We start from the raw sequence: 19,230 nt of genomic DNA on the forward strand, positions 1-19,230 counted from the left end.
GGGTCAGAAACGGTCGGTACCCTTCACCGACCACCGAGGGGTGTGAGGCGCCCCGCCACCCGGGGCGCCAGGAGTGGCAGGCGTTCGCCAAAACGCTTGCAGGACACAAGAATTGAGGCGAACAGCGGCCGTGGCCAACATAAGTTCTCCATTCGGGCAAAACGAGTGGCTGGTCGAAGAGATGTACCGCAAGTTCCGCGACGACCCCTCCTCGGTCGACGAGAGCTGGCACGAGTTCCTGGTTGACTACAACCCCGAGCCGTCGGGCGAGGCGGGCCAGGACGGTCCCACGGCCACCAAGACCAAGCCCGCCGAGGCCAAGCCCGCCCCCGCCAAGCCGGCGCCAGCAGCTCCGGCCAAGCCGACGGCCGCCGCACCCGCGGAAACCAAGCCGGCAGCACCGGCGAAGCCCGCCCCGGAGCCGGTCAAGCCGGCCAAATCCACCGCCGCCGGCGCATCCGGAAACGGCGCACCCGCGCCGGCCCCGGCAGCCCCGAAGGCCGCACCTCCCCCGCCCGCCGAAGGCGACGAGGTGCAGGTGCTGCGCGGCGCGGCCGCGGCTGTCGTCAAGAACATGTCAGCGTCGCTGGAGGTGCCGACGGCGACCAGCGTGCGGGCCATTCCGGCCAAGCTGCTGATCGACAACCGGATCGTCATCAACAACCAGCTCAAGCGGACCCGCGGCGGCAAGATCTCGTTCACCCACCTGCTGGGCTATGCGCTGGTGCAGGCGGTCAAGCAGTTCCCGAACATGAACCGGCACTACACCGAGGTCGACGGTAAGCCGAACGCCGTCACCCCGGCGCACACCAACCTGGGCCTGGCGATCGACCTGCAGGGCAAGGACGGCAAGCGTGCCCTGGTGGTGGCCGGCATCAAGCGCTGCGAAGAACTGCGCTTCGCCGAGTTCGTCTCCGCCTACGAAGACATCGTGCGCCGGGCCCGCGACGGCAAGCTCACCGCCGAAGACTTTGGCGGCGTGACGATTTCGCTGACCAACCCCGGCACCATCGGCACCGTGCACTCGGTGCCGCGGTTGATGTCCGGCCAGGGCGCGATCATCGGCGTCGGTGCCATGGAATACCCCGCCGAGTTCCAGGGCGCCAGCGAGGAGCGCATCGCCGAACTGGGCATCGGCAAGCTGATCACGCTGACCTCGACCTACGACCATCGCATCATCCAGGGCGCCGAGTCCGGCGACTTCCTGCGCACCATCCACCAGATGCTGCTCTCGGACGACTTCTGGGACGAGATCTTCCACGAGCTGAGCATCCCGTACCTGCCGGTGCGCTGGAGCACCGACAACCCGGACTCGATCGTCGACAAGAACGCCCGCGTGATGAACCTGATCGCGGCGTACCGCAACCGCGGCCACCTGATGGCCGACACCGACCCGCTGCGGCTGGACAAGACCCGGTTCCGCAGCCACCCCGACCTCGAGGTGCTGACCCACGGCCTGACCCTGTGGGACCTCGACCGGGTGTTCAAGGTCAGCGGGTTCGCCGGTGCGGAGTACAAGAAACTGCGCGACGTGCTGGGCCTGCTGCGCGACGCGTACTGCCGCCACATCGGTGTGGAGTACACCCACATCCTCGACCCCGAGCAACTGCGCTGGCTGGAAGAGCGGGTCGAGACCAAACACGTCAAACCGACTGTGGCACAACAGAAGTACATCCTGAGCCGGCTCAACGCCGCCGAGGCCTTCGAGACGTTCCTGCAGACCAAGTACGTGGGCCAGAAGCGCTTCTCGCTCGAAGGCGCCGAAAGCGTCATCCCGATGATGGACGCCGCGATCGACCAGTGCGCCGAGCACGGCCTGGACGAGGTGGTTATCGGGATGCCGCACCGCGGCCGGCTCAACGTGCTGGCCAACATCGTCGGCAAGCCGTACTCGCAGATCTTCAGCGAGTTCGAGGGCAACCTGAACCCGTCGCAGGCGCACGGCTCCGGTGACGTGAAGTACCACCTGGGCGCCACCGGCGTGTACCTGCAGATGTTCGGCGACAACGACATTCAGGTGTCGCTGACGGCCAATCCGTCCCACCTGGAAGCCGTCGACCCGGTGCTGGAAGGTCTGGTGCGCGCCAAGCAGGACCTGCTCAACCACGGCGACACCGACAGCGAGGGCGAGAAGGCCTTCTCGGTGGTGCCGATGATGCTGCACGGCGATGCGGCGTTCGCCGGCCAGGGTGTCGTGGCCGAGACGCTGAACCTGGCGCACCTGCCCGGCTACCGGGTCGGCGGCACCATCCACATCATCGTCAACAACCAGATCGGATTCACCACCGCACCGGAGTACTCGCGGTCCAGCGAGTACTGCACCGACGTCGCCAAGATGATCGGCGCGCCGATCTTCCACGTCAACGGCGACGACCCGGAGGCGTGCGTGTGGGTGGCCCAGCTGGCCGTCGACTTCCGGCAGCGGTTCCACAAGGACGTCATCATCGACATGCTCTGCTACCGGCGGCGCGGTCACAACGAGGGCGACGACCCGTCGATGACCAACCCGTACATGTACGACGTCGTCGACAACAAGCGCGGCGTGCGCAAGAGCTACACCGAAGCCCTGATCGGCCGTGGCGACATCTCGCTCAAAGAGGCCGAGGACGCGCTGCGCGACTACCAGGGTCAGCTGGAACGGGTGTTCAACGAGGTCAAGGAGCTGGAGAAGCACGGCGCCCAGCCCAGCGAATCGGTCGAGTCGCTGCAGATGATTCCGGCCGGCCTGGACACCTCGGTGGACAAGGCGCTGCTGGCCCGCATCGGCGACGCGTTCAAGGCGCTGCCCGAAGGTTTCACCGCGCATCCGCGGGTGCAGCCGGTGCTGGACAAGCGCCGCGAGATGGCCTACGAGGGCAAGATCGACTGGGCCTTCGGCGAGCTACTGGCACTCGGTTCGCTGGTGGCCGAGGGCAAGCTGGTGCGGTTCTCCGGCCAGGACACCCGCCGCGGCACCTTCTCCCAGCGGCACTCGGTGATCATCGATCGCAGCAACGGCGCGGAGTTCACCCCGCTGCAGCTGCTGGCGGTGAACAAGGACGGCACCCCCACCGGCGGCAAGTTCCTGGTCTACGACTCGCCGCTGTCGGAGTACGCCGCGGTGGGCTTCGAATACGGCTACACCGTGGGCAACCCGGACGCCGTGGTGCTGTGGGAGGCGCAGTTCGGCGACTTCGTCAACGGCGCCCAGTCCATCATCGACGAGTTCATCAGCTCCGGTGAAGCGAAGTGGGGCCAGTTGTCGACGGTGGTGCTGCTGCTGCCGCACGGGCACGAGGGCCAGGGTCCCGACCACACCTCGGGGCGCATCGAACGCTTCCTGCAGTTGTGGGCGGAGGGTTCGATGACGATCGCCATGCCGTCGACCCCGGCCAACTACTTCCACCTGCTGCGCCGCCACGCCCTGGACGGTGTCAAGCGGCCGCTGATCGTGTTCACGCCGAAGTCGATGTTGCGCAACAAGGCCGCGGTCAGCGACATCAAGGAGTTCACCGAGATGAAGTTCCGCTCGGTGATCGAGGAACCGACTTACGACGAAGGCGACGGCGACCGGAGCAAGGTCAGCCGGATCCTGATGACCAGCGGCAAGCTCTATTACGAGCTGGCCGCCCGCAAGGCCAAGGACAAGCGCGACGACGTGGCGATCGTGCGTCTCGAGCAGCTCGCCCCACTGCCGCGACGCCGGCTCGACGAGACGCTGAACCGGTACCCCAACGTCAAGCAGTACTTCTGGGTGCAGGAGGAGCCGGCCAACCAGGGCGCCTGGCCGTCGCTGGGGCTGACCCTGCCGGAGGTGCTGCCGGAGCGGCTCAGCGGGATCAAGCGGATCTCGCGGCGGGCGATGTCGGCGCCGTCGTCGGGCTCATCGAAGGTGCATGCTGTGGAGCAGCAGGAGATCATCGACACCGCGTTCGCGTAGCGGCGCGTGGGGGGGCCCGCTTTCGGGGACGTCACGCCCCGTGGTTGACCGCCTGCTGCACGAGCTGAACACGCGACGCGATGCCGAGCTTGGCATAGATGTGAGTCAGGTGCGTCTGCACCGTCCGCGGCGAGATGAACAGCCGGGTGCCCACGTCTTTGTTGGACAGTCCCTCGGTAACCAGCCGCGCGACGTCACGCTCCGAAGGGGTGAGTGCGTCCCAACCGGCGGCCGGCCGTTTACGGCCGGTCTGCCCGCGCTGTCCGTAGCCGATCGCGTCCTCGCTCGACATCGACGCCCCCTCGGCCCAGGCCCCGTCGAACTCCGGTTGACTTAACGCATCGCGCACGGTCTGGACGGCGATGTCGTAGGCGGCCTGGTCAATGACGAACCTGACCGAACCCTGACGCTGCCGCGCAGTCTCTGCCATCCCGAACAGTCGCGCCGCCTGGACATGAGCACCGGAATCGCAGCTCAAGATGGCGAGGCATTCGAAGATCTCGGGAACGTCCAGGTGCGCCCCGCTGTCTTCGGCGGAGGCGAGTGCGTCGTAGGCGTCACGCTCGGCCTGTTCACGCCTGCCTTCAGCCATCGCGACCCGTGCGCGCGTGAGCAACGCGACCACCAGGTGCCGGCCACTGGTGACCTGCACCGCATGGTCGCTCCAGCGGCGCGCCGTTTCGAGATCACCGCTGGCCAGGGCAACCTGTGCGTGGATGGAACTCCGTGCCGCGGCCGTCCGCGGGACGGCCAAGGCGAGATTCCGGGACGATTCCTCACTGGCGGCTTTGGCTGTTTCAACGTCTCCGGCCGCCAGCGCCGCCCGCGCCAGCGCCGAATAGCCCATACCGGCGTAGTAGCCGCCCAGTTTTGCCGCCTCCAGCGCGCCATCTGCGGCGGCGAGCGCTTCTTTGAGCTTCCCTTGGTGTGCCAGCGCGTAGGTCAGGCCCTGCAGGCCGTTGGCCCGGTGCATGACCTCGTGAGATGCCTCTGCTTCGTCGACCAGAGCGGTGAATTGTTCGACGGCAACGGCCAGCTCCCCCCGCATCATCAGCGCGAACGCCAGGCACCAGCGACACCACATCGACGCGGTTCGGTACCCGATCTCGTCGGCGAGATCGAGCCCCTCGCTCCCCGCTTCCCCGGCAGCAACGGGGCAACCCGCCAGGAGCGCGTCGACGGCTTGCAGCGTGAGAATCTGACTCAACCGCCAGCGATCCCGCACTCCCCGAGCGAGATCGATCGCCTCGGCGAAGAACGTCGCCGCCTGCTCGGCGCTGACCACGACCATCGTGATCAAGCCGTGGACGGTGAGCGCCCAGCACTGCAGACCCGGGTTGCCGAGCTTGCGCGCGATCTGCAGCGCGAGCTCGGCCTGCTCCATGCCCGACCCCACGTCGACAAAGACGTCGAGCAGCGCCTTGTCGGCCAACGCCCGGGCTTGCACGGCGGCGGAGACCTGCTGCTGTGTCCAGCGCGGAGACCCGAAGACGCTGCCGAACCAGGCGCGTCCCTCCCCGACGCGGCCGCGCTCGATCCACACCGGCAGCAGCGACGACGCGAGCGTCAGGGCCACGTCGAACTCGGCACGCTCGCTGCTCCACAAGAAAGCCGCCCGCAGGTTGCCGAGTTCGATCTCCGCCCGGACGACGCGACGTGCGTAGTCCGGTCGCGCCGGGTCCTCCAACGAGGCGGCCATCGCCACGTAGTAGTCCCGGTGCCGTTGCCGCACCCGGTCCAGCTCGCCGGATTCGGCCAGCTTCTCCAGCGCGTAGTGACGGACCGTTTCCAGCAGGCGAAAGCACGTCCGCCCGCCCTTGTCTTCGGCCACGACCAGCGATTTGTCGACCAGCAGCGTCAGTCCGTCGAGGACCTGGTGCCGCTGAAAGTCCCCCGCCGCCGCCTGCGCAGCGTCGAGGCTGAAGCAACCCACGAAGACACCGATGCGACGGAACAGCGTCTGTTCGGGCCCGGTCAGCAGCCGATAGGACCAGTCCACCGAGGCCCACAGCGTCTGTTGCCGGGGAGCCGAGGTGCGTGCACTGCCTGTCAGCAACCGGAACCGGTCACTCAGCCCGTCGGCGATCTCGTCGAGGGTGAGCGCCCGCACCCGTGCCGCCGCCAACTCGATGGCCAGTGGCACACCGTCCAGGCCGGCGCAGATTCTCGACACCGTGGCAGCCTCGTCCTCGTTAAGGCGAAAATCCGGCCGAGCTCGCCGTGCCCGGTCGTTGAACAATTCGACCGCTTCATCGGCCAGCGACAGCGGCGGGACGCGCCAGTTCACCTCTCCGGCGATTCGCAGCGGCTCACGGCTGGTGGCCAGCAAACGCACCTCCGGGCAGCCGTCCAGAAACGCAATCGCCACTGCGGCAACCGCATCGAGCAGATGCTCACAGTTGTCCAACACCAGCAACGCGTCACTGTCGGCGAGGTAACGCAGCGCGCTGTCCAAGGTGGGACTGCCCGGCTGGTCATGAAGCCCGAGTGCCCGCGCAACCGCGATTGCGGCCAGTTCCGGCTCGCTGACCGGGGCCAAATCCACGTACCAGGCAGCGCTGAACTCTCCAGCCAGCTGCGCCGCCACCTCCGCCGCGAGCCGCGACTTGCCGACACCGCCGGTGCCGGTGAGCGTCACCAGCCGGTTGCCGGCCAACAACCCGCGGATCTGCTCGATCTGCGCGCCGCGCCCGACAAAGCTCGTCAACGGGGTAGGAAGCCAGCGTGCAACAGCGTCACCGAAGCTGCGCAGCGGCGGGAACTCGACACGCACGTCCGGATGACTCAACTGCACCACGCGCTCCGCACGCGGTATGTCGCGCAGCCGGTGGGTTCCCAGGTCGGTCAACCACGCACCGGCCGGAAGGCGATCGAGGATCAGGCTTTCCGTGGCGGCCGACATCACCGTCTGGCCACCATGGGCCAGATCACGCAGACGTGCCGTCTTGTCCACCGTGAGACCGGCATCGTTGGTGCCGCCACGCGCCCGAACCTCGGCGGTGTGCAGCGCGATGCGCAACTCGATGGGGCTCAGCGGCGCTCGCTGCAAGTCGAGCGCGGCGGCCACGGCGTCGGAGGGGCGGGCAAACGCGAGGATCAACCGTCCGGCCTCGCCCTGCTCCAGACGCCGCACGTCCCCGTAGGTGTCGATCACGTCGCACACGGCGTGATCGAGACGGGCCACGGCGGAGTTCATGGCCTGCGCATCCGTGCGCCATAGCCGGGTCGAGTCCGCCGCCTCAGCCAGTAGCCACGTCACCGTCCCGAACGGCAGCGGCTCGCCTACTTTCACAGTGCTTCACCCGTTGCATTCGTGCTCGTCAGGCTCCTGCGATCGTCGACGACGATACCGCAGACCTGCGCGCGACCCGTGCTTCGGAGGGACGCACTCTGCGGCGGTTCAGGCGTGCGCGAGGCAAGGGAGGGCGAGGTTTAGAGCCTTTACGTCCGACTTTCGGAACTCTGACACGTGGCACCCACTGATACCTCGGACCACCGGTACCGGCTAATCTCGACGCGGAGCTTCGGACAAGGGAGGGTGCTCATGGAGGGGTTCGCGGGCAAGGTCGCCGTGGTAACCGGCGCGGGGTCGGGAATTGGGCAGGCGCTGGCCGTCGAACTGGGCCGCTCCGGTGCCAGCCTGGCGATCAGCGACATCGACACCGAGGGACTGGCCGACACCGAGGAGCAGCTCAAGGCGATCGGCGTGCAGGTCAAGGCCGACCGGCTCAACGTCACTGAGCGCGAGAGCTTCCTGCTGTATGCCGACGAGGTCAAAGAGCACTTCGGCAAGGTCAACCAGATCTACAACAACGCCGGCATCGGGCACACCGGCAGCGTGGAAGTCGAGCAGTTCAAGGACATCGAGCGGGTGATGGATGTCGACTTCTGGGGTGTGGTGAACGGCACCAAGGCGTTCCTGCCGCACCTGATCGCCTCCGGCGACGGGCACGTCATCAACATCTCCAGCGTGTTCGGCCTGTTCTCGGTACCCGGCTATTCCGCCTACAACGCAGCCAAGTTCGCGGTCCGCGGCTACACCGAGGCACTGCGCCAGGAGATGCGCCAGAGCGGCCACCGCGTCGGCGTCACCACCGTGCACCCCGGCGGCATTAAGACCGCGATCGCCCGCAACGCCACCGTGGCCGAAGGGCTCGACCGCGACGAGCTGGCCCAGTTGTTCGACAAGCGGCTGGCCAATACCAGCCCGCGCAAGGCCGCCAAGATCATCCTCAACGCGGTACGCAAGAACAAGGCGCGGGTGCTCGTCGGTCCCGACGCCGTCGCGCTGGACATGATGGTGCGGGTGACCGGCTCGGGTTACCAGCGGATCGTCGAACTGGTCACCGGCCGCATCATCCCCAGCTAGCGTCCCAGCGGGTGCTCGCCCAACCACCCGTCGGCCACCACCTGCGGGTCGGCCCCGGCAGCGACCTTGCGGCGCAGGTCGGCCAGCGCGGCGGTGTCGAGCACCCCGGCAATCTCGTTGACTGCCAACAACTGTCGGGTACTCAACGCGTTGCGCCGGTACAGCGGCACCACGTTCTCGGCCTGGACCAATGAATCTTTGCTGCTGTCAGCCAACGCGATCAGGTCCGGCGGAATGCCGGGGTCGGCCGAGGTTGCCCACGCCACGGTCAGTTCGCCGGCCCGTAGTGCGGCGAACATCGTTGTGCCGTCCGGGAATTCGCGCGGGGCGGGCAGCTTGCACGAGCCCACCGGCGAGGGTGCCGGCCGTCCGGTGACCGCACCGACCGCCAGTCCGTCGCAGTGCGTGAGCAGCAGGGTCAGATCGCTACCGCCCCAGGCCGCTGAGGTCGCGGGCGTCACGATCAACGTCGGCTTGTCCTCGGCAGCGGTGGCGTAATCACCGGCGGCCACGCCTTCGGGCAGCGCGGCGTTCATGGCTTGGTACACCTGCTTGTCGGCCAGCTCGGAGGCACCCGGCTGCAACTGACGCAGCACCCGGCCGGTGTAGCCGGGAACGACCGTGAACGCACCGGAGTCCAGTTTGGCCATCGGGTCCGCGGCCGCCTCGGCGTGCGACGGAAACCCGTACGACCGCAAGGCCGAAACATACAGTGCGGCAAGTAACTTCGAATCCCCGTCCAGAGCGGATCCGACCGCCAGATCCGGGTGCCGGCGGCCGTCTTGGCCCGAACACCCGGCGACGATCAGCACCAGGCCGAGCAGCAGCGCGGCCAGCCTGCCGATGCTCACACCCAGTGGGAGTCTTCTGCGGCCAGCGCCACGGCGGTAGCCACGGCTTCTCCGACGCGCCGGTCCAGCGGGCTCGGCACGATCCGGTCGACGGCGAGGTCTTCGCTGGCCACCGAATAGATCGCCTCGGCCGCGGCCACCATCATCTTCTCGGTGATGCGGCGCGCCCCGACGTCCAGCGCGCCGCGGAAGATGCCGGGGAACGCCAGCACGTTGTTGATCTGGTTCGGGAAGTCGCTGCGCCCGGTGGCCACAACTGCCGCGTACTTGGCCGCGACGTCGGGATGGATCTCGGGGTCCGGGTTGGACAGCGCGAACACGATTCCGTCGGGTGCCATGGTCGCGATCAGCTGCTCGGGGACCAGTCCGCCGGACACCCCGAGGAAGACGTCGGCGCCGTCGAGCGCCTCGACCATCCCACCGGTGCGACCGCTCGGGTTGGTGCGCCGGGCCAGGTCCACCTTGACGCTGTTCATGTCGTCACGGCCGTTGTGCACGATGCCGCGCGAGTCCAGCACGGTGATATCCGAAACCCCGCTTGCCAGAAGAAGATTGGTGCAGGCCACGCCGGCGGCCCCGGCGCCGGAGACCACCACCCGCAGCGAGGTCATGTCCCGCCCCAGCACCTTGGTGGCGCCCATCATCGCCGCCAGCGAGACCACCGCGGTGCCGTGCTGGTCGTCGTGCATCACCGGGCAGTCCAGCGCCTCGATGACCCGCCGCTCGATCTCGAAACAGCGCGGAGCCGAGATGTCCTCCAGGTTGACGGCGCCGAACGTCGGCCGCAGCCGCACCAGGGTTTCGACGATCTCGTCGGGATCCTTGGTGTCCAGCACGATCGGGATGGCGTTCAGCCCGCCGTACTCCTTGAACAGCGCGCACTTGCCTTCCATCACCGGCAACGACGCCTCTGGGCCGATGTCACCGAGGCCGAGTACGGCGGTCCCATCGCTCACCACGGCGACCAGCCGGTTGGCCCAGGTGTAGCGCGCAGCCAGGGTGCGGTCCGTGGCGATCGCACGGCTCACCTGTGCCACGCCCGGGGTATAGGCGATCGACAGCGCGCGCTGGGTGTCGAGCGGAGAGGTCAGGCCTACCGAAAGCTTGCCGCCTTCGTGTGCCACGAAGATTTCGTCGTCCGTGACGATGACTTGGGAGCTCTCGAGGGTTTCGGACACGGCACTCAGACTACTCAGCCCGGCTATCAATCCAGAATCGCTATCGGAACGGGCATGGAAATCCCATTTCCGGCCGCGGCAGCTAGCTGCGCGAGCAGACGCAAAATCGCCTGGGAGCTGGCGCTCCCAGGCGATTTTGCGTCTCTTCGCGGCAATCCGCGGCGACTCAGATCAGCTTGAGCTCTGTCACGGCGCTGCGCTCGTCGGCCAGCTCCGCGGTGGACTTGTCGATCCGGGCACGGGAGAAGTCGTCGATCTCCAGGCCCTGCACGATCGACCAGTCGCCGTCCTTGGTGGTGACGGGAAACGACGAGATCAGGCCCTCCGGCACGCCATAGGACCCGTCGGAAACCACGGCCATCGAGACCCAGTCGCCGTCCGGGGTGCCCTGCAGCCACGAGCGGGCCGCGTCCACGGTGGCCGATGCTGCCGAGGCCGCCGAAGAGGCGCCGCGGGCGTCGATGATGGCCGCGCCGCGCTTGGCGACGGTCGGGATGAAGTCGTTCTCGATCCAGTCCTGGTCGTTGACGACCTCGGCGGCGTTCTTGCCGCCCACCTCGGCGTGGAAGATGTCGGGGTACTGGGTGGCCGAGTGGTTGCCCCAGATCGTCATCTTCTTGATGTCGGTGACCTTGGCCCCGGTCTTGCGGGCCAGCTGTGAGATCGCCCGGTTGTGGTCCAGCCGGGTCAGCGCGGAGAACCGCTCGTTGGGGATGTCGGGGGCGTTGGTCATCGCGATCAGCGCGTTGGTGTTGGCCGGGTTGCCGGTGACGCCGATGCGCACGTCGTCGGCGGCCACCGAGTTCAGCGCCTTGCCCTGGGCGGTGAAGATCGCGCCGTTGGCCTCCAGCAGGTCGCCGCGCTCCATGCCCGGGCCACGCGGCCGCGCGCCGACCAGCAGAGCGAGGTTCACGCCGTCGAAGATCTTGTTGGCGTCAGCGCCGATCTCCACGCCGGCCAGCAGCGGGAACGCGCAGTCGTCCAGTTCCATCACCACGCCCTCCAGCGCCTTGAGTGCCGGCTCGATCTCCAGCAGCCGCAGCTCGATCGGACGGTCCGGGCCCAGCAGCGAGCCGCTGGCCAGGCGGAACAACAGGCTGTAGCCGATCTGCCCGGCGGCACCGGTGACGGCGACCTTGAGAGGACTTGCGCTCACGTCGGTTCTGCTCCTTTGAGTAAGACTGGTTCGGGTCGAAACTAGCGCACCGCCGCCTCTGCGAAATCGCCGGTCCGCCGGGCAGCTGGGAAGTAGCTGCTGACAGCACCGTTACGTCTCTTTTTGTTCGGCCCGGGCGCGTACGATGACCACCGCCTACAGACCGGCGCCGTGATTGGAGGTGGATGTGTTCCCAGGGTTTGACGCATTGCCCGAAGCTCTCCGCCCCGTCGCGCGAACTCGCCAGCAGCATGTGCATCCGGTGCCCAATCCACCGGCCCAGACGTTGGTCGACTGCGGCGTCTACGTCGACGGACGCCGGCTGCCCGGAAAGTTCACCCCCGCTGACGCGCTGGCGAAGGTCCGCGACCTCGAGCAGGACGGTCAGGAGGCTTTCGCCTGGATCGGGCTGCACGAGCCGGACCAAGCGCAGATGCAAGAGGTGGCCGATGCGTACGGTTTGCACCCGTTGGCCGTCGAGGACGCCGTGGTCGCCCACCAGCGCCCCAAGCTCGAGCGCTACGACGATTCCCTGTTCCTGGTGCTCAAAACCGTCAACTATGTGCCGCACGAGTCGGTGGTGCTGGCCCGCGAGATCGTCGAAACCGGGGAGATCATGATCTTCGTCGGCGCCGACTTCGTGGTGACCGTCCGTCACGGCGAGCACGGCGGCCTGCACGAGGTCCGTAAGCGGATGGATTGCAACCCCGAGCATCTGCGACTGGGCCCGTATGCGGTGATGCACGCGATCGCCGACTACGTGGTGGACCACTACCTGGGCGTCACCAGCCTGATGGAAGACGACGTGGACGCCATCGAGGTGGTCGCCTTCGCGCCGGGCAAGAAGATCGACGTCGAGCCGATCTACCTGCTCAAGCGCGAAGTCGTGGAGTTGCGCCGGTGTGTGGCGCCGCTCTCGAATGCCTTCCAGCGCATGCAGGTCGAGAATAAGGACCTGATCAACAAGGAAGTGCGCCGCTACCTGCGCGACGTCGCCGATCACCAGACCCAGGCCGCTGAACAGATCGCCAGCTACGACGACATGCTCAACTCCTTGGTGCAGGCCGCGCTCGCCCGGGTCGGGATGCAGCAGAACATGGACATGCGCAAGATCTCGGCCTGGGCCGGTATCGTCGCCGTGCCCACCATGGTCGCTGGGATCTACGGCATGAACTTCCACTTCATGCCCGAACTCGACTCACGGTGGGGCTACCCCTCGGTGGTCGCCGCCATGGTGGTGATCTGTGTGGCCCTCTACTTCAGTTTCCGCCGCCGCGACTGGCTTTAGCGGCTCTCGCCCGTCCCGCCGCCCGTCGCGACCGTGAATTACCCGACGCTCCGGCGGCATGTCGCGTCGCGCGATTCACACTCGACGGTGCGCCCGCTCAACTGGGCTGCGCCGCAGGACGATTCGGGTCCAGCACGTCCACTCCATCATTCCGCCAGGCCTCGCGCATGGCGGCGGCGCCTTTGAGCCGGACCCAGGCCGCTTCGTTGGCCGTGATGGGTGTGGCGGACAGGAACTGCACCGGCTCGCGCGGCGGCTCCAGCGCCAGATCGGGAACGTCGCTGTGCCCCAGCAACACCGCGGTGAACGGAGCAGGCTGCCACAACGGCGCCCCCAGGTCGATCAGCGCATCGGGCACCAGCACCAGACCGTCCACCGCCGGCGTGGCGGCCAGGATCGCCATGGTGCGTACCAGCCCCTTGATCGGACCGGGGTCACGCAGGGCCAGAACCACTTCGGCGCGCGGGCCGCGTAGGTGGTCGGTGATCATCTCGGTCGGGTCGGTCATCGGGTAGCGCGAGCAGCCCAGCGAAACATAGTGCACCACCGGCTGATCCCGGAAACGCAGCACCTCGATCGGCTCCGCACCAAGGAAGGTCACGCTCGCCGAATCGGGCTGGGCGCCGAAGTGGTCGCGCAGGTGGGCGCGGACGTCGTCGAGAATCACTGCGCGGCCGGCACCGTCAGGTTCACACCGGAGTCGGCGTCGAACACAGCGAGTTTGCCGGGATCGAACGCCAACTCGATCGGTTGCCCGGTCGCCGCTTTCGACTCGGCGGGAACCCTTGCCACAAAACGGTTCTCATGTACTTCCGATTCGGCGGCCACCTCGTCCAGCCGGGCCGAATGCACCTGCGGACCCGCGGTGGTGAAGTACACGTACTTGTCGGAGCCCAGCGACTCGACCAGGTCGACGGTGACCTCGAAGGTCAGCGAGCCGATCCGCTGGTAGCCGTCGATCAGCGCCGCGTCGTGGATATGCTCGGGACGCAATCCCACGATGACGTTCTCCGGTTCGGGGTGTCCGGCGATCACCTGCTGCACCTCCGGCGTCAACGTCACCTCCCCGAACGACAGCCTCAATCCGAACGACGTCAGCGTGGCCGGGAAGAAGTTCATCGCCGGTGAACCGATGAAGCCGGCCACGAACAGATTCGCGGGCCGCTCGTAAAGCTCGGTGGGCGTGCCGATCTGCTGTGCGATACCGCCATGCATCACCACCACCCGATCCCCCAGCGTCATGGCCTCGGTCTGGTCGTGGGTCACGTAGACGGTGGTGGTGCCCAGCCTCTTCTGCAGGCGCGCGATCTCGCCGCGCATCTGTACCCGCAGCTTGGCGTCCAGGTTGGACAGCGGCTCGTCCATCAGAAAAGCCTTGGGCTGGCGCACAATCGCCCGGCCCATCGCCACCCGCTGGCGCTGACCGCCCGACAACTGCGAGGGGCGACGGTCCAACAGGTCTGTCAGGTCCAGGATCCGGGCCGTCTCCTCGACCTTCTGCGCGATATCGGCCTTCTTCATCTTCGCCAGCGTCAGTGGGAACGCGATGTTCTGCCGGACCGTCATGTGCGGATACAGCGCATAGGACTGGAACACCATGGCGATGTCGCGGTCCTTGGGCGCTTTCTCGTTGACCCGTTCACCGCCGATGCGCAACTCACCCGAGGTGATATTTTCCAGTCCGGCAATCATGTTCAGTGTGGTGGTCTTCCCACAGCCGGACGGCCCGACCAGAATCAGGAACTCGCCGTCGGCGATGGTGATGCTCAGATCACGCACCGCGGTATGCCCGTCGGCGTAACTCTTGTTGACGTGTTCCAGCACAATCTCGGCCATCGCGCTATCCCTTCACAGCGCCGGAGGTCAACCCGGCAACAATGCGTCGTTGGAATATGAGAACGAAGACAATGATCGGAATCGTGATCACGATCGCACCCGCGGCGATCGACCCGGTCGGCTCTTCGAATTGGGAGCTGCCGGTGAAGTTCGCGATCGCGACCGGCGCCGTAATCGCTGCCCGGGTGGCCGTGAGCGACAAGGCGAGCAGCAGGTCGTTCCAGGCGAAGATGAACACCAGGATGGCCGCCGTCACCAAGCCCGGGGCCGCCAGCGGGACGATCACCTTGACGAACGCCTGGGCAGGCGTGGCGCCATCCATCTTGGCCGCTTTCTCCAGGTCCCAGGGGATCTCGCGAAAGAACGCCGACAGCGTATAGATCGCCAGCGGCAAAGCGAAGGTGATGTAGGGCAGGATCAGCCCGGGCCAGGTGTTGAACAACCCGACGGCGCGTTCGATATCGAACAGCGGCGTCACCAGCGAGATCGCGGGAAACATCGTGATCAGCAGCGTCATTCCGATCAGGGCGCGCTTACCCGGGAAACTCAACCGGGCCACCGCATAGGCCGCCATCGCGCCCAGCACCACCGCGATCACGGTGGTGGTCAACCCGATGCCGATCGAATTGACCAGCGCCGAGGAAAAGAAATCACCACGGAAGATGCCGCGATAGTTGTCCAGCGTCACCGATGACGGAATCAGCTTGCCGTCCTTGACCATTGACGTCGGCTTGAGCGACAGGCTAAGGATCCACAGCACCGGCAGCAAGGCATAGCCGACCACCAGCATGTCGATCACGACCCAGAACGTCGCGCGCTTGACGGGGTCACCGGACATCTAGGTCGCTCCCCGGAGCCGATGCGCCGAACAGCTTGATGAAAACCAGCGCAATGATGCCCACGCACAGGAAGATCAGCACGCTGATCGCCGAGCCCAGGCCGAGGTTGAAGCCCTTGAACAGATTGTCGTAGCCCAGGATCGACACCGACCCGGTGTTGTTGGCGCCGGCGGTCAGCACGTAGATGTTGTCGAAGATCCGGAACGCGTCCAGCGTCCGGAACAGCACCGCCACCACCACCGCGGGCTTGATGATCGGCAGGGTGATCCTGGTCAGCCGCCGCCAGGCATCCGCGCCGTCGACCTGTGCCGCCTTCAACAGGTCCTCGGGCACCAGCGCCAATCCGGCCAGCAATAGCAGCGCCATGAACGGGGTCGTCTTCCACACCTCAGCGATCACCACCACACCGAGCGACGGAATCTGTTGCGTCAGTGGCGCACTCCCGCCAGGTAGCAGATTGGCGAGGTAACCGGTGCCCGGCGTCCAGGCGTAGTACCAGCTGTAGGACGCGACGACCGTGACGATGCCGTACGGGATCAGCACCGCGGTGCGTACCAGTCCCCTGCCGATCAGGGTGCGATGCATCACCAGCGCCAGGGACAGCCCGAGCACGAATTCCAGCGTCACCGAGACGACGGTGATCGCCAGCGTCACGGCCAGTGCGGTCCACCAGTACCGGTCGGTCAGGATCGTCTGGTAATTGCCCAGTCCGACGAACGCGGTGTCCTCGGGAGTGGCCAGGTTGTTGCGCTGCAGGCTCAGCCATATCGCATAACCGATGGGGTAGGCGGTCACCGCGAGCATCAGGGTCACCGCGGGTGCGACGAGCAGGTACGCGAGCCGCCGTTCAGACGACATGGCGCCGTTCCTCATCGCTTCGCGCTGCATGGTCGCCGTTCACGGCAGCAACCCTTTGCCGTCGATCGCCTTCTGCACCTGCACGACGAGTTCGTCGGCCGTGCGTTCCGGGTCGATCGCCGTGATCGGACTCACCACCGAAGCCAATCGGATCGACACCGCTTGGTACACCGGAGTAGCGGGGCGCACCGCGGCATCGGTGAGTTGCTGGCGGATGATGCCGTACATCGGGTACTTAGCCTGGAACTGCGGATCGGAATACAGCGAGGTCCGTACCGGAGGCAGTCCGCCTTCGATCGCGATGTACTTCTGGTTCTGCAGGTTGCGTATGCAGCGGACTGCTTCGAACGCTTCACGCCGGTGCCCGGTGGTGCTGGCCACCGCCAGATTCAGCCCGCCGATCGTGACTTTGGCCGGTTGGCCGGCCGCCACCCCGGGGTAGGGCGCGAAACCGAACACCCGCTGACTGGCCGCGTAGGCCAGGTTGAACTGCTCGTCGCTCGGCGTGAACGTACCGGCTCCGTTGACGCTGCCGGCCAGGGCGGGGTCACGGTTCAGCGGCAGGAACGCCACACCGCCTTTCACCGCGTTCTCCAGCATCGAGGCAAAGACGTAGGGCCAGTTGACCTCCAGCGCCGCCTTGCCCTGTTCGACAGCCAGCCGCGCCGCGCCCTCGTCGCTGCGGGTGATCGACGGGTCTGCCCCCGGCGCGGTGGCCACCGCCTTCAGGATCTGCAGCGCGCTCACCGTCGCGGCGCGGTGTTCGGGGGTGTCGGTCAGGGTGACGCGCTTGCCGTCTTCGGAGAGCACCTGCCCGCCCGCGCTGACCAGCAGGGTGTTGAACCAGACCACCAGCCCCTCGGCCTCGTTGGCCTGCACGGCGATCCAGCTGGGCTCACCCGAGGCCTGCAAGCGGCCCGCCTCCGCCACCATGGCAGCCCAGTCGCGCGGCGGTTGACGCACCAGATCCGTTCGGTACCAAAGCAATTGGGTGTTAGTGGTGACGGGGGCACCGTAGACGCGATGATTCCAGGTCGCCGTCTTCAGCGGACCCGGCAGGGTATCGGCGGTGGCGTCGGACTCGGTCAGTCCCGTCGGATCGTCGGACAGCGGCAGCGCCCACCCCGCTTCGGCGAACTCGGCGGTCCACACCACGTCCAGCGCCATCACGTCCAGGGTGTCGTCGTGCCCGGTCAGTCGCCTGGCAAGTTGCAGCCGTTGCTGGTCGGGCGATCTGGCCAGGCTCACATGCTCAATGCGGTACCGGCCGGCGGCCTGTTCCGAACACCGTTGGGCGACGGCGGTGAACGTCGCTGCGTCGGTGGCCGGCGTGTAGAAGCTGATCACCAGACCGTGACCGCCCGACCCGCAGGCCGAGAGCACCGAGGCGGTGGTCAACGCCGCCAGTGCGGCCGCCCCCCACCGCCGCACGCGACGGTTCACCAGTCAGATCGCCAGACGCGCCAGCAGATCTCGCGCTTTCTCGGCGTTCTGGGGGTCGCACAGCACGTCATATCGGCCGGCGACCAACTGCATGGTCGAGCTGAAGTCCCTGGTGCCCCGGGCCATGGCGTACGGCACGGCCGACGTGATCAGCCCGAAGAAAACCCCGGCGACCAGGCCGGTGATCAGCGCGCCCCACGGGTTCGGGCTGAAGAAGCCGAGCACCAGGCCGATGAACAAACCGAGCCAGGCACCGCTGAGCACTCCGCCGCCGAGCACCTTGCCCCAGGTCAGCCGGCCCGTGACGCGTTCCACCTGCATCAGGTCCACCCCCACGATGGTCACCTGCTGGACGGGAAACTCCTGATCGGACAGGTAGTCGACGGCACGCTGCGCCTCGGCGTAGGTGGGGTAGGAACCCACCGGCCAGCCTTTGGGCGGCGTCGGCAGCCCGGGCACATTTCGTCGACCCGCAGCCCCGCTGGCGGGTGGTTGTCCGGGTTGGAATGGGCTAGTCATCGGTACCTCATTCTCCTCCTGCCCGCCTTTACGCAAGCCATCGTTCCACCTACGCATCCGGGGCGCACTATCCATACCCCCGCGGGCCGCACATTTCACCTGGCCGGAGCGGGGCGCCTGCGCGCTGCATCGACGCCGTACCCACTGCCGGCCCATACGCTACGTTCATCTCCATGACAGCTCCCGGCGACTCCTCCGGCCAGGACAACGACACCGCGCAGCCCGCCCCGTCGGATCAGACGCAAGCCGCTGAGCAGCCGGTATCCGACGCTCCGTGGGTCGCGCCGTCGTCGTCTCCGGCAGCGGAGTACCCGCCACCTGCGGTCGACTACCCGCCCACTCAGGAGGCGCCGCTCCCCGGCTACCCGCCCGACTACCAGCCCAGCCCGGCGCCCGGCTACTCGCCCAACCCGGCGCCTGGCTACCCGCCCAACCCGGCACCCGGGTACCCGCCCAACCTGGCGGCCGGCTATCCGCCGCCGACTCCGCCGTCCGGCTACACACCGCCGCCGTACGGCGCCGCGGCCCCGGGTTATGGCAATCCCCCGCCCTTCTCGCCGCCGCCCCCGCCGATGCCCGGCCCGTACGGCTCGCCCCCGGCCGGTTACTACCCGGGTCCGGACTACTACGGCGGCGGGTACGGGTCCATGCAGACCGGCACCAACACGATGGCGATCATCGCGCTGGTCTGCGGCATCGTCGGCGTCTTCTGCTGTGTCGGCTCGATCGCGGGCATTGCCTGCGGCACGGTGGCGATCAACCAGATCAAGCAGACTCGCGAAGACGGCTTCGGCCTCGCGGTGGCCGGCATCGTGATCAGCGCCGCGACTCTGCTGGTCTATTTCATCGCACTGATGTTCAGTCTCGGCTCGCACTGAGTTAGGCGCCGGCCGGTCCTCCGGTGGCGACCCGCCGCGCAACCTGATGGTGGCGACCCGCCGCGCCCGGCTCCGCCGGGCTTGCGATCGCCACGC

14 protein-coding genes are annotated in these 19,230 nt (G+C 67.2%); 4 read left to right on the forward strand and 10 right to left on the reverse strand.

Features of this window, described 5'->3' with window-relative positions; translation table 11 throughout:
* Positions 1 to 130 precede the first annotated feature (130 nt).
* Positions 131 to 3,919 (forward strand): multifunctional oxoglutarate decarboxylase/oxoglutarate dehydrogenase thiamine pyrophosphate-binding subunit/dihydrolipoyllysine-residue succinyltransferase subunit, encoded by a 3,789-nt coding sequence (locus QXK92_RS22510; protein WP_306245361.1) that lies wholly within the window; start codon positions 131 to 133, stop codon positions 3,917 to 3,919.
* Positions 3,920 to 3,950: 31 nt separating this feature from the next.
* Here QXK92_RS22510 and QXK92_RS22515 read toward each other — a convergent pair whose 3' ends face one another.
* The gene (locus QXK92_RS22515) at positions 3,951 to 7,211 is read right to left on the reverse strand and encodes a LuxR family transcriptional regulator (RefSeq protein WP_306245363.1); all 3,261 of its coding nucleotides are present in this window, start codon (positions 7,209 to 7,211) and stop codon (positions 3,951 to 3,953) included.
* 252 nt (positions 7,212 to 7,463) lie between these two features.
* Between QXK92_RS22515 and QXK92_RS22520 the strand changes: the two genes are divergently transcribed.
* Positions 7,464 to 8,288, forward strand: a complete 825-nt coding sequence (locus QXK92_RS22520; protein ID WP_306245364.1) for an SDR family oxidoreductase — start codon at positions 7,464 to 7,466, stop codon at positions 8,286 to 8,288.
* On the opposite strand, the gene QXK92_RS22525 is transcribed toward QXK92_RS22520, so the two are convergent.
* The 3 genes from QXK92_RS22525 to QXK92_RS22535 form a co-directional block, all read right to left on the reverse strand.
* Positions 8,285 to 9,139, reverse strand: coding sequence for a glycine betaine ABC transporter substrate-binding protein (locus QXK92_RS22525; protein ID WP_306245366.1), 855 nt, complete (start codon positions 9,137 to 9,139; stop codon positions 8,285 to 8,287). The two genes, QXK92_RS22520 and QXK92_RS22525, sit on opposite strands and share 4 nt — an antisense overlap.
* On the reverse strand, positions 9,136 to 10,317 hold the full coding sequence (locus QXK92_RS22530) for an NADP-dependent malic enzyme (protein WP_371934291.1): 1,182 nt from the start codon (positions 10,315 to 10,317) through the stop codon (positions 9,136 to 9,138). Before QXK92_RS22530 ends, QXK92_RS22525 begins: the two co-directional genes overlap by 4 nt.
* A 166-nt stretch (positions 10,318 to 10,483) precedes the next feature.
* Positions 10,484 to 11,473, reverse strand: a complete 990-nt coding sequence (locus QXK92_RS22535; protein ID WP_306245368.1) for a malate dehydrogenase — start codon at positions 11,471 to 11,473, stop codon at positions 10,484 to 10,486.
* 187 nt (positions 11,474 to 11,660) lie between these two features.
* On the opposite strand from QXK92_RS22535, the gene corA reads away from it, so the two are divergent.
* A complete protein-coding gene (gene corA, locus QXK92_RS22540; protein WP_306245370.1) occupies positions 11,661 to 12,761 on the forward strand; it encodes a magnesium/cobalt transporter CorA in 1,101 nt (366 codons plus the stop codon).
* Positions 12,762 to 12,858: 97 nt separating this feature from the next.
* Here the strand turns inward: corA and QXK92_RS22545 are convergent, their stop codons facing one another.
* From QXK92_RS22545 to QXK92_RS22570, 6 genes are read right to left on the reverse strand one after another with little or no spacing between them, the layout of a single operon-like run.
* Complete coding sequence (locus QXK92_RS22545; RefSeq protein ID WP_306245372.1) at positions 12,859 to 13,428, reverse strand: suppressor of fused domain protein; 570 nt, start codon at positions 13,426 to 13,428, stop codon at positions 12,859 to 12,861.
* The gene (locus QXK92_RS22550) at positions 13,425 to 14,597 is read right to left on the reverse strand and encodes an ABC transporter ATP-binding protein (RefSeq protein WP_306245374.1); all 1,173 of its coding nucleotides are present in this window, start codon (positions 14,595 to 14,597) and stop codon (positions 13,425 to 13,427) included. The genes QXK92_RS22545 and QXK92_RS22550 overlap by 4 nt, the downstream gene beginning before the upstream one ends.
* 4 nt (positions 14,598 to 14,601) lie before the next feature.
* Entirely contained in the window at positions 14,602 to 15,435 is an 834-nt protein-coding gene (locus QXK92_RS22555) for a carbohydrate ABC transporter permease (RefSeq protein WP_306245377.1), read from the reverse strand.
* Positions 15,425 to 16,294 (reverse strand): carbohydrate ABC transporter permease, encoded by an 870-nt coding sequence (locus QXK92_RS22560; protein WP_306245378.1) that lies wholly within the window; start codon positions 16,292 to 16,294, stop codon positions 15,425 to 15,427. The genes QXK92_RS22555 and QXK92_RS22560 overlap by 11 nt, the downstream gene beginning before the upstream one ends.
* Before the next feature lie 39 nt (positions 16,295 to 16,333).
* Complete coding sequence (locus QXK92_RS22565) at positions 16,334 to 17,740, reverse strand: extracellular solute-binding protein (protein WP_306246419.1); 1,407 nt, start codon at positions 17,738 to 17,740, stop codon at positions 16,334 to 16,336.
* Entirely contained in the window at positions 17,741 to 18,256 is a 516-nt protein-coding gene (locus QXK92_RS22570; RefSeq protein ID WP_306245380.1) for a general stress protein, read from the reverse strand.
* 173 nt (positions 18,257 to 18,429) lie between these two features.
* Between QXK92_RS22570 and QXK92_RS22575 the strand changes: the two genes are divergently transcribed.
* Positions 18,430 to 19,134 (forward strand): DUF4190 domain-containing protein, encoded by a 705-nt coding sequence (locus QXK92_RS22575; RefSeq protein ID WP_306245381.1) that lies wholly within the window; start codon positions 18,430 to 18,432, stop codon positions 19,132 to 19,134.
* The last annotated feature ends 96 nt before the right edge of the window (positions 19,135 to 19,230 follow it).

The organism is Mycobacterium sp. TY815 (genome assembly GCF_030755135.1).
Classification (GTDB): domain Bacteria; phylum Actinomycetota; class Actinomycetes; order Mycobacteriales; family Mycobacteriaceae; genus Mycobacterium.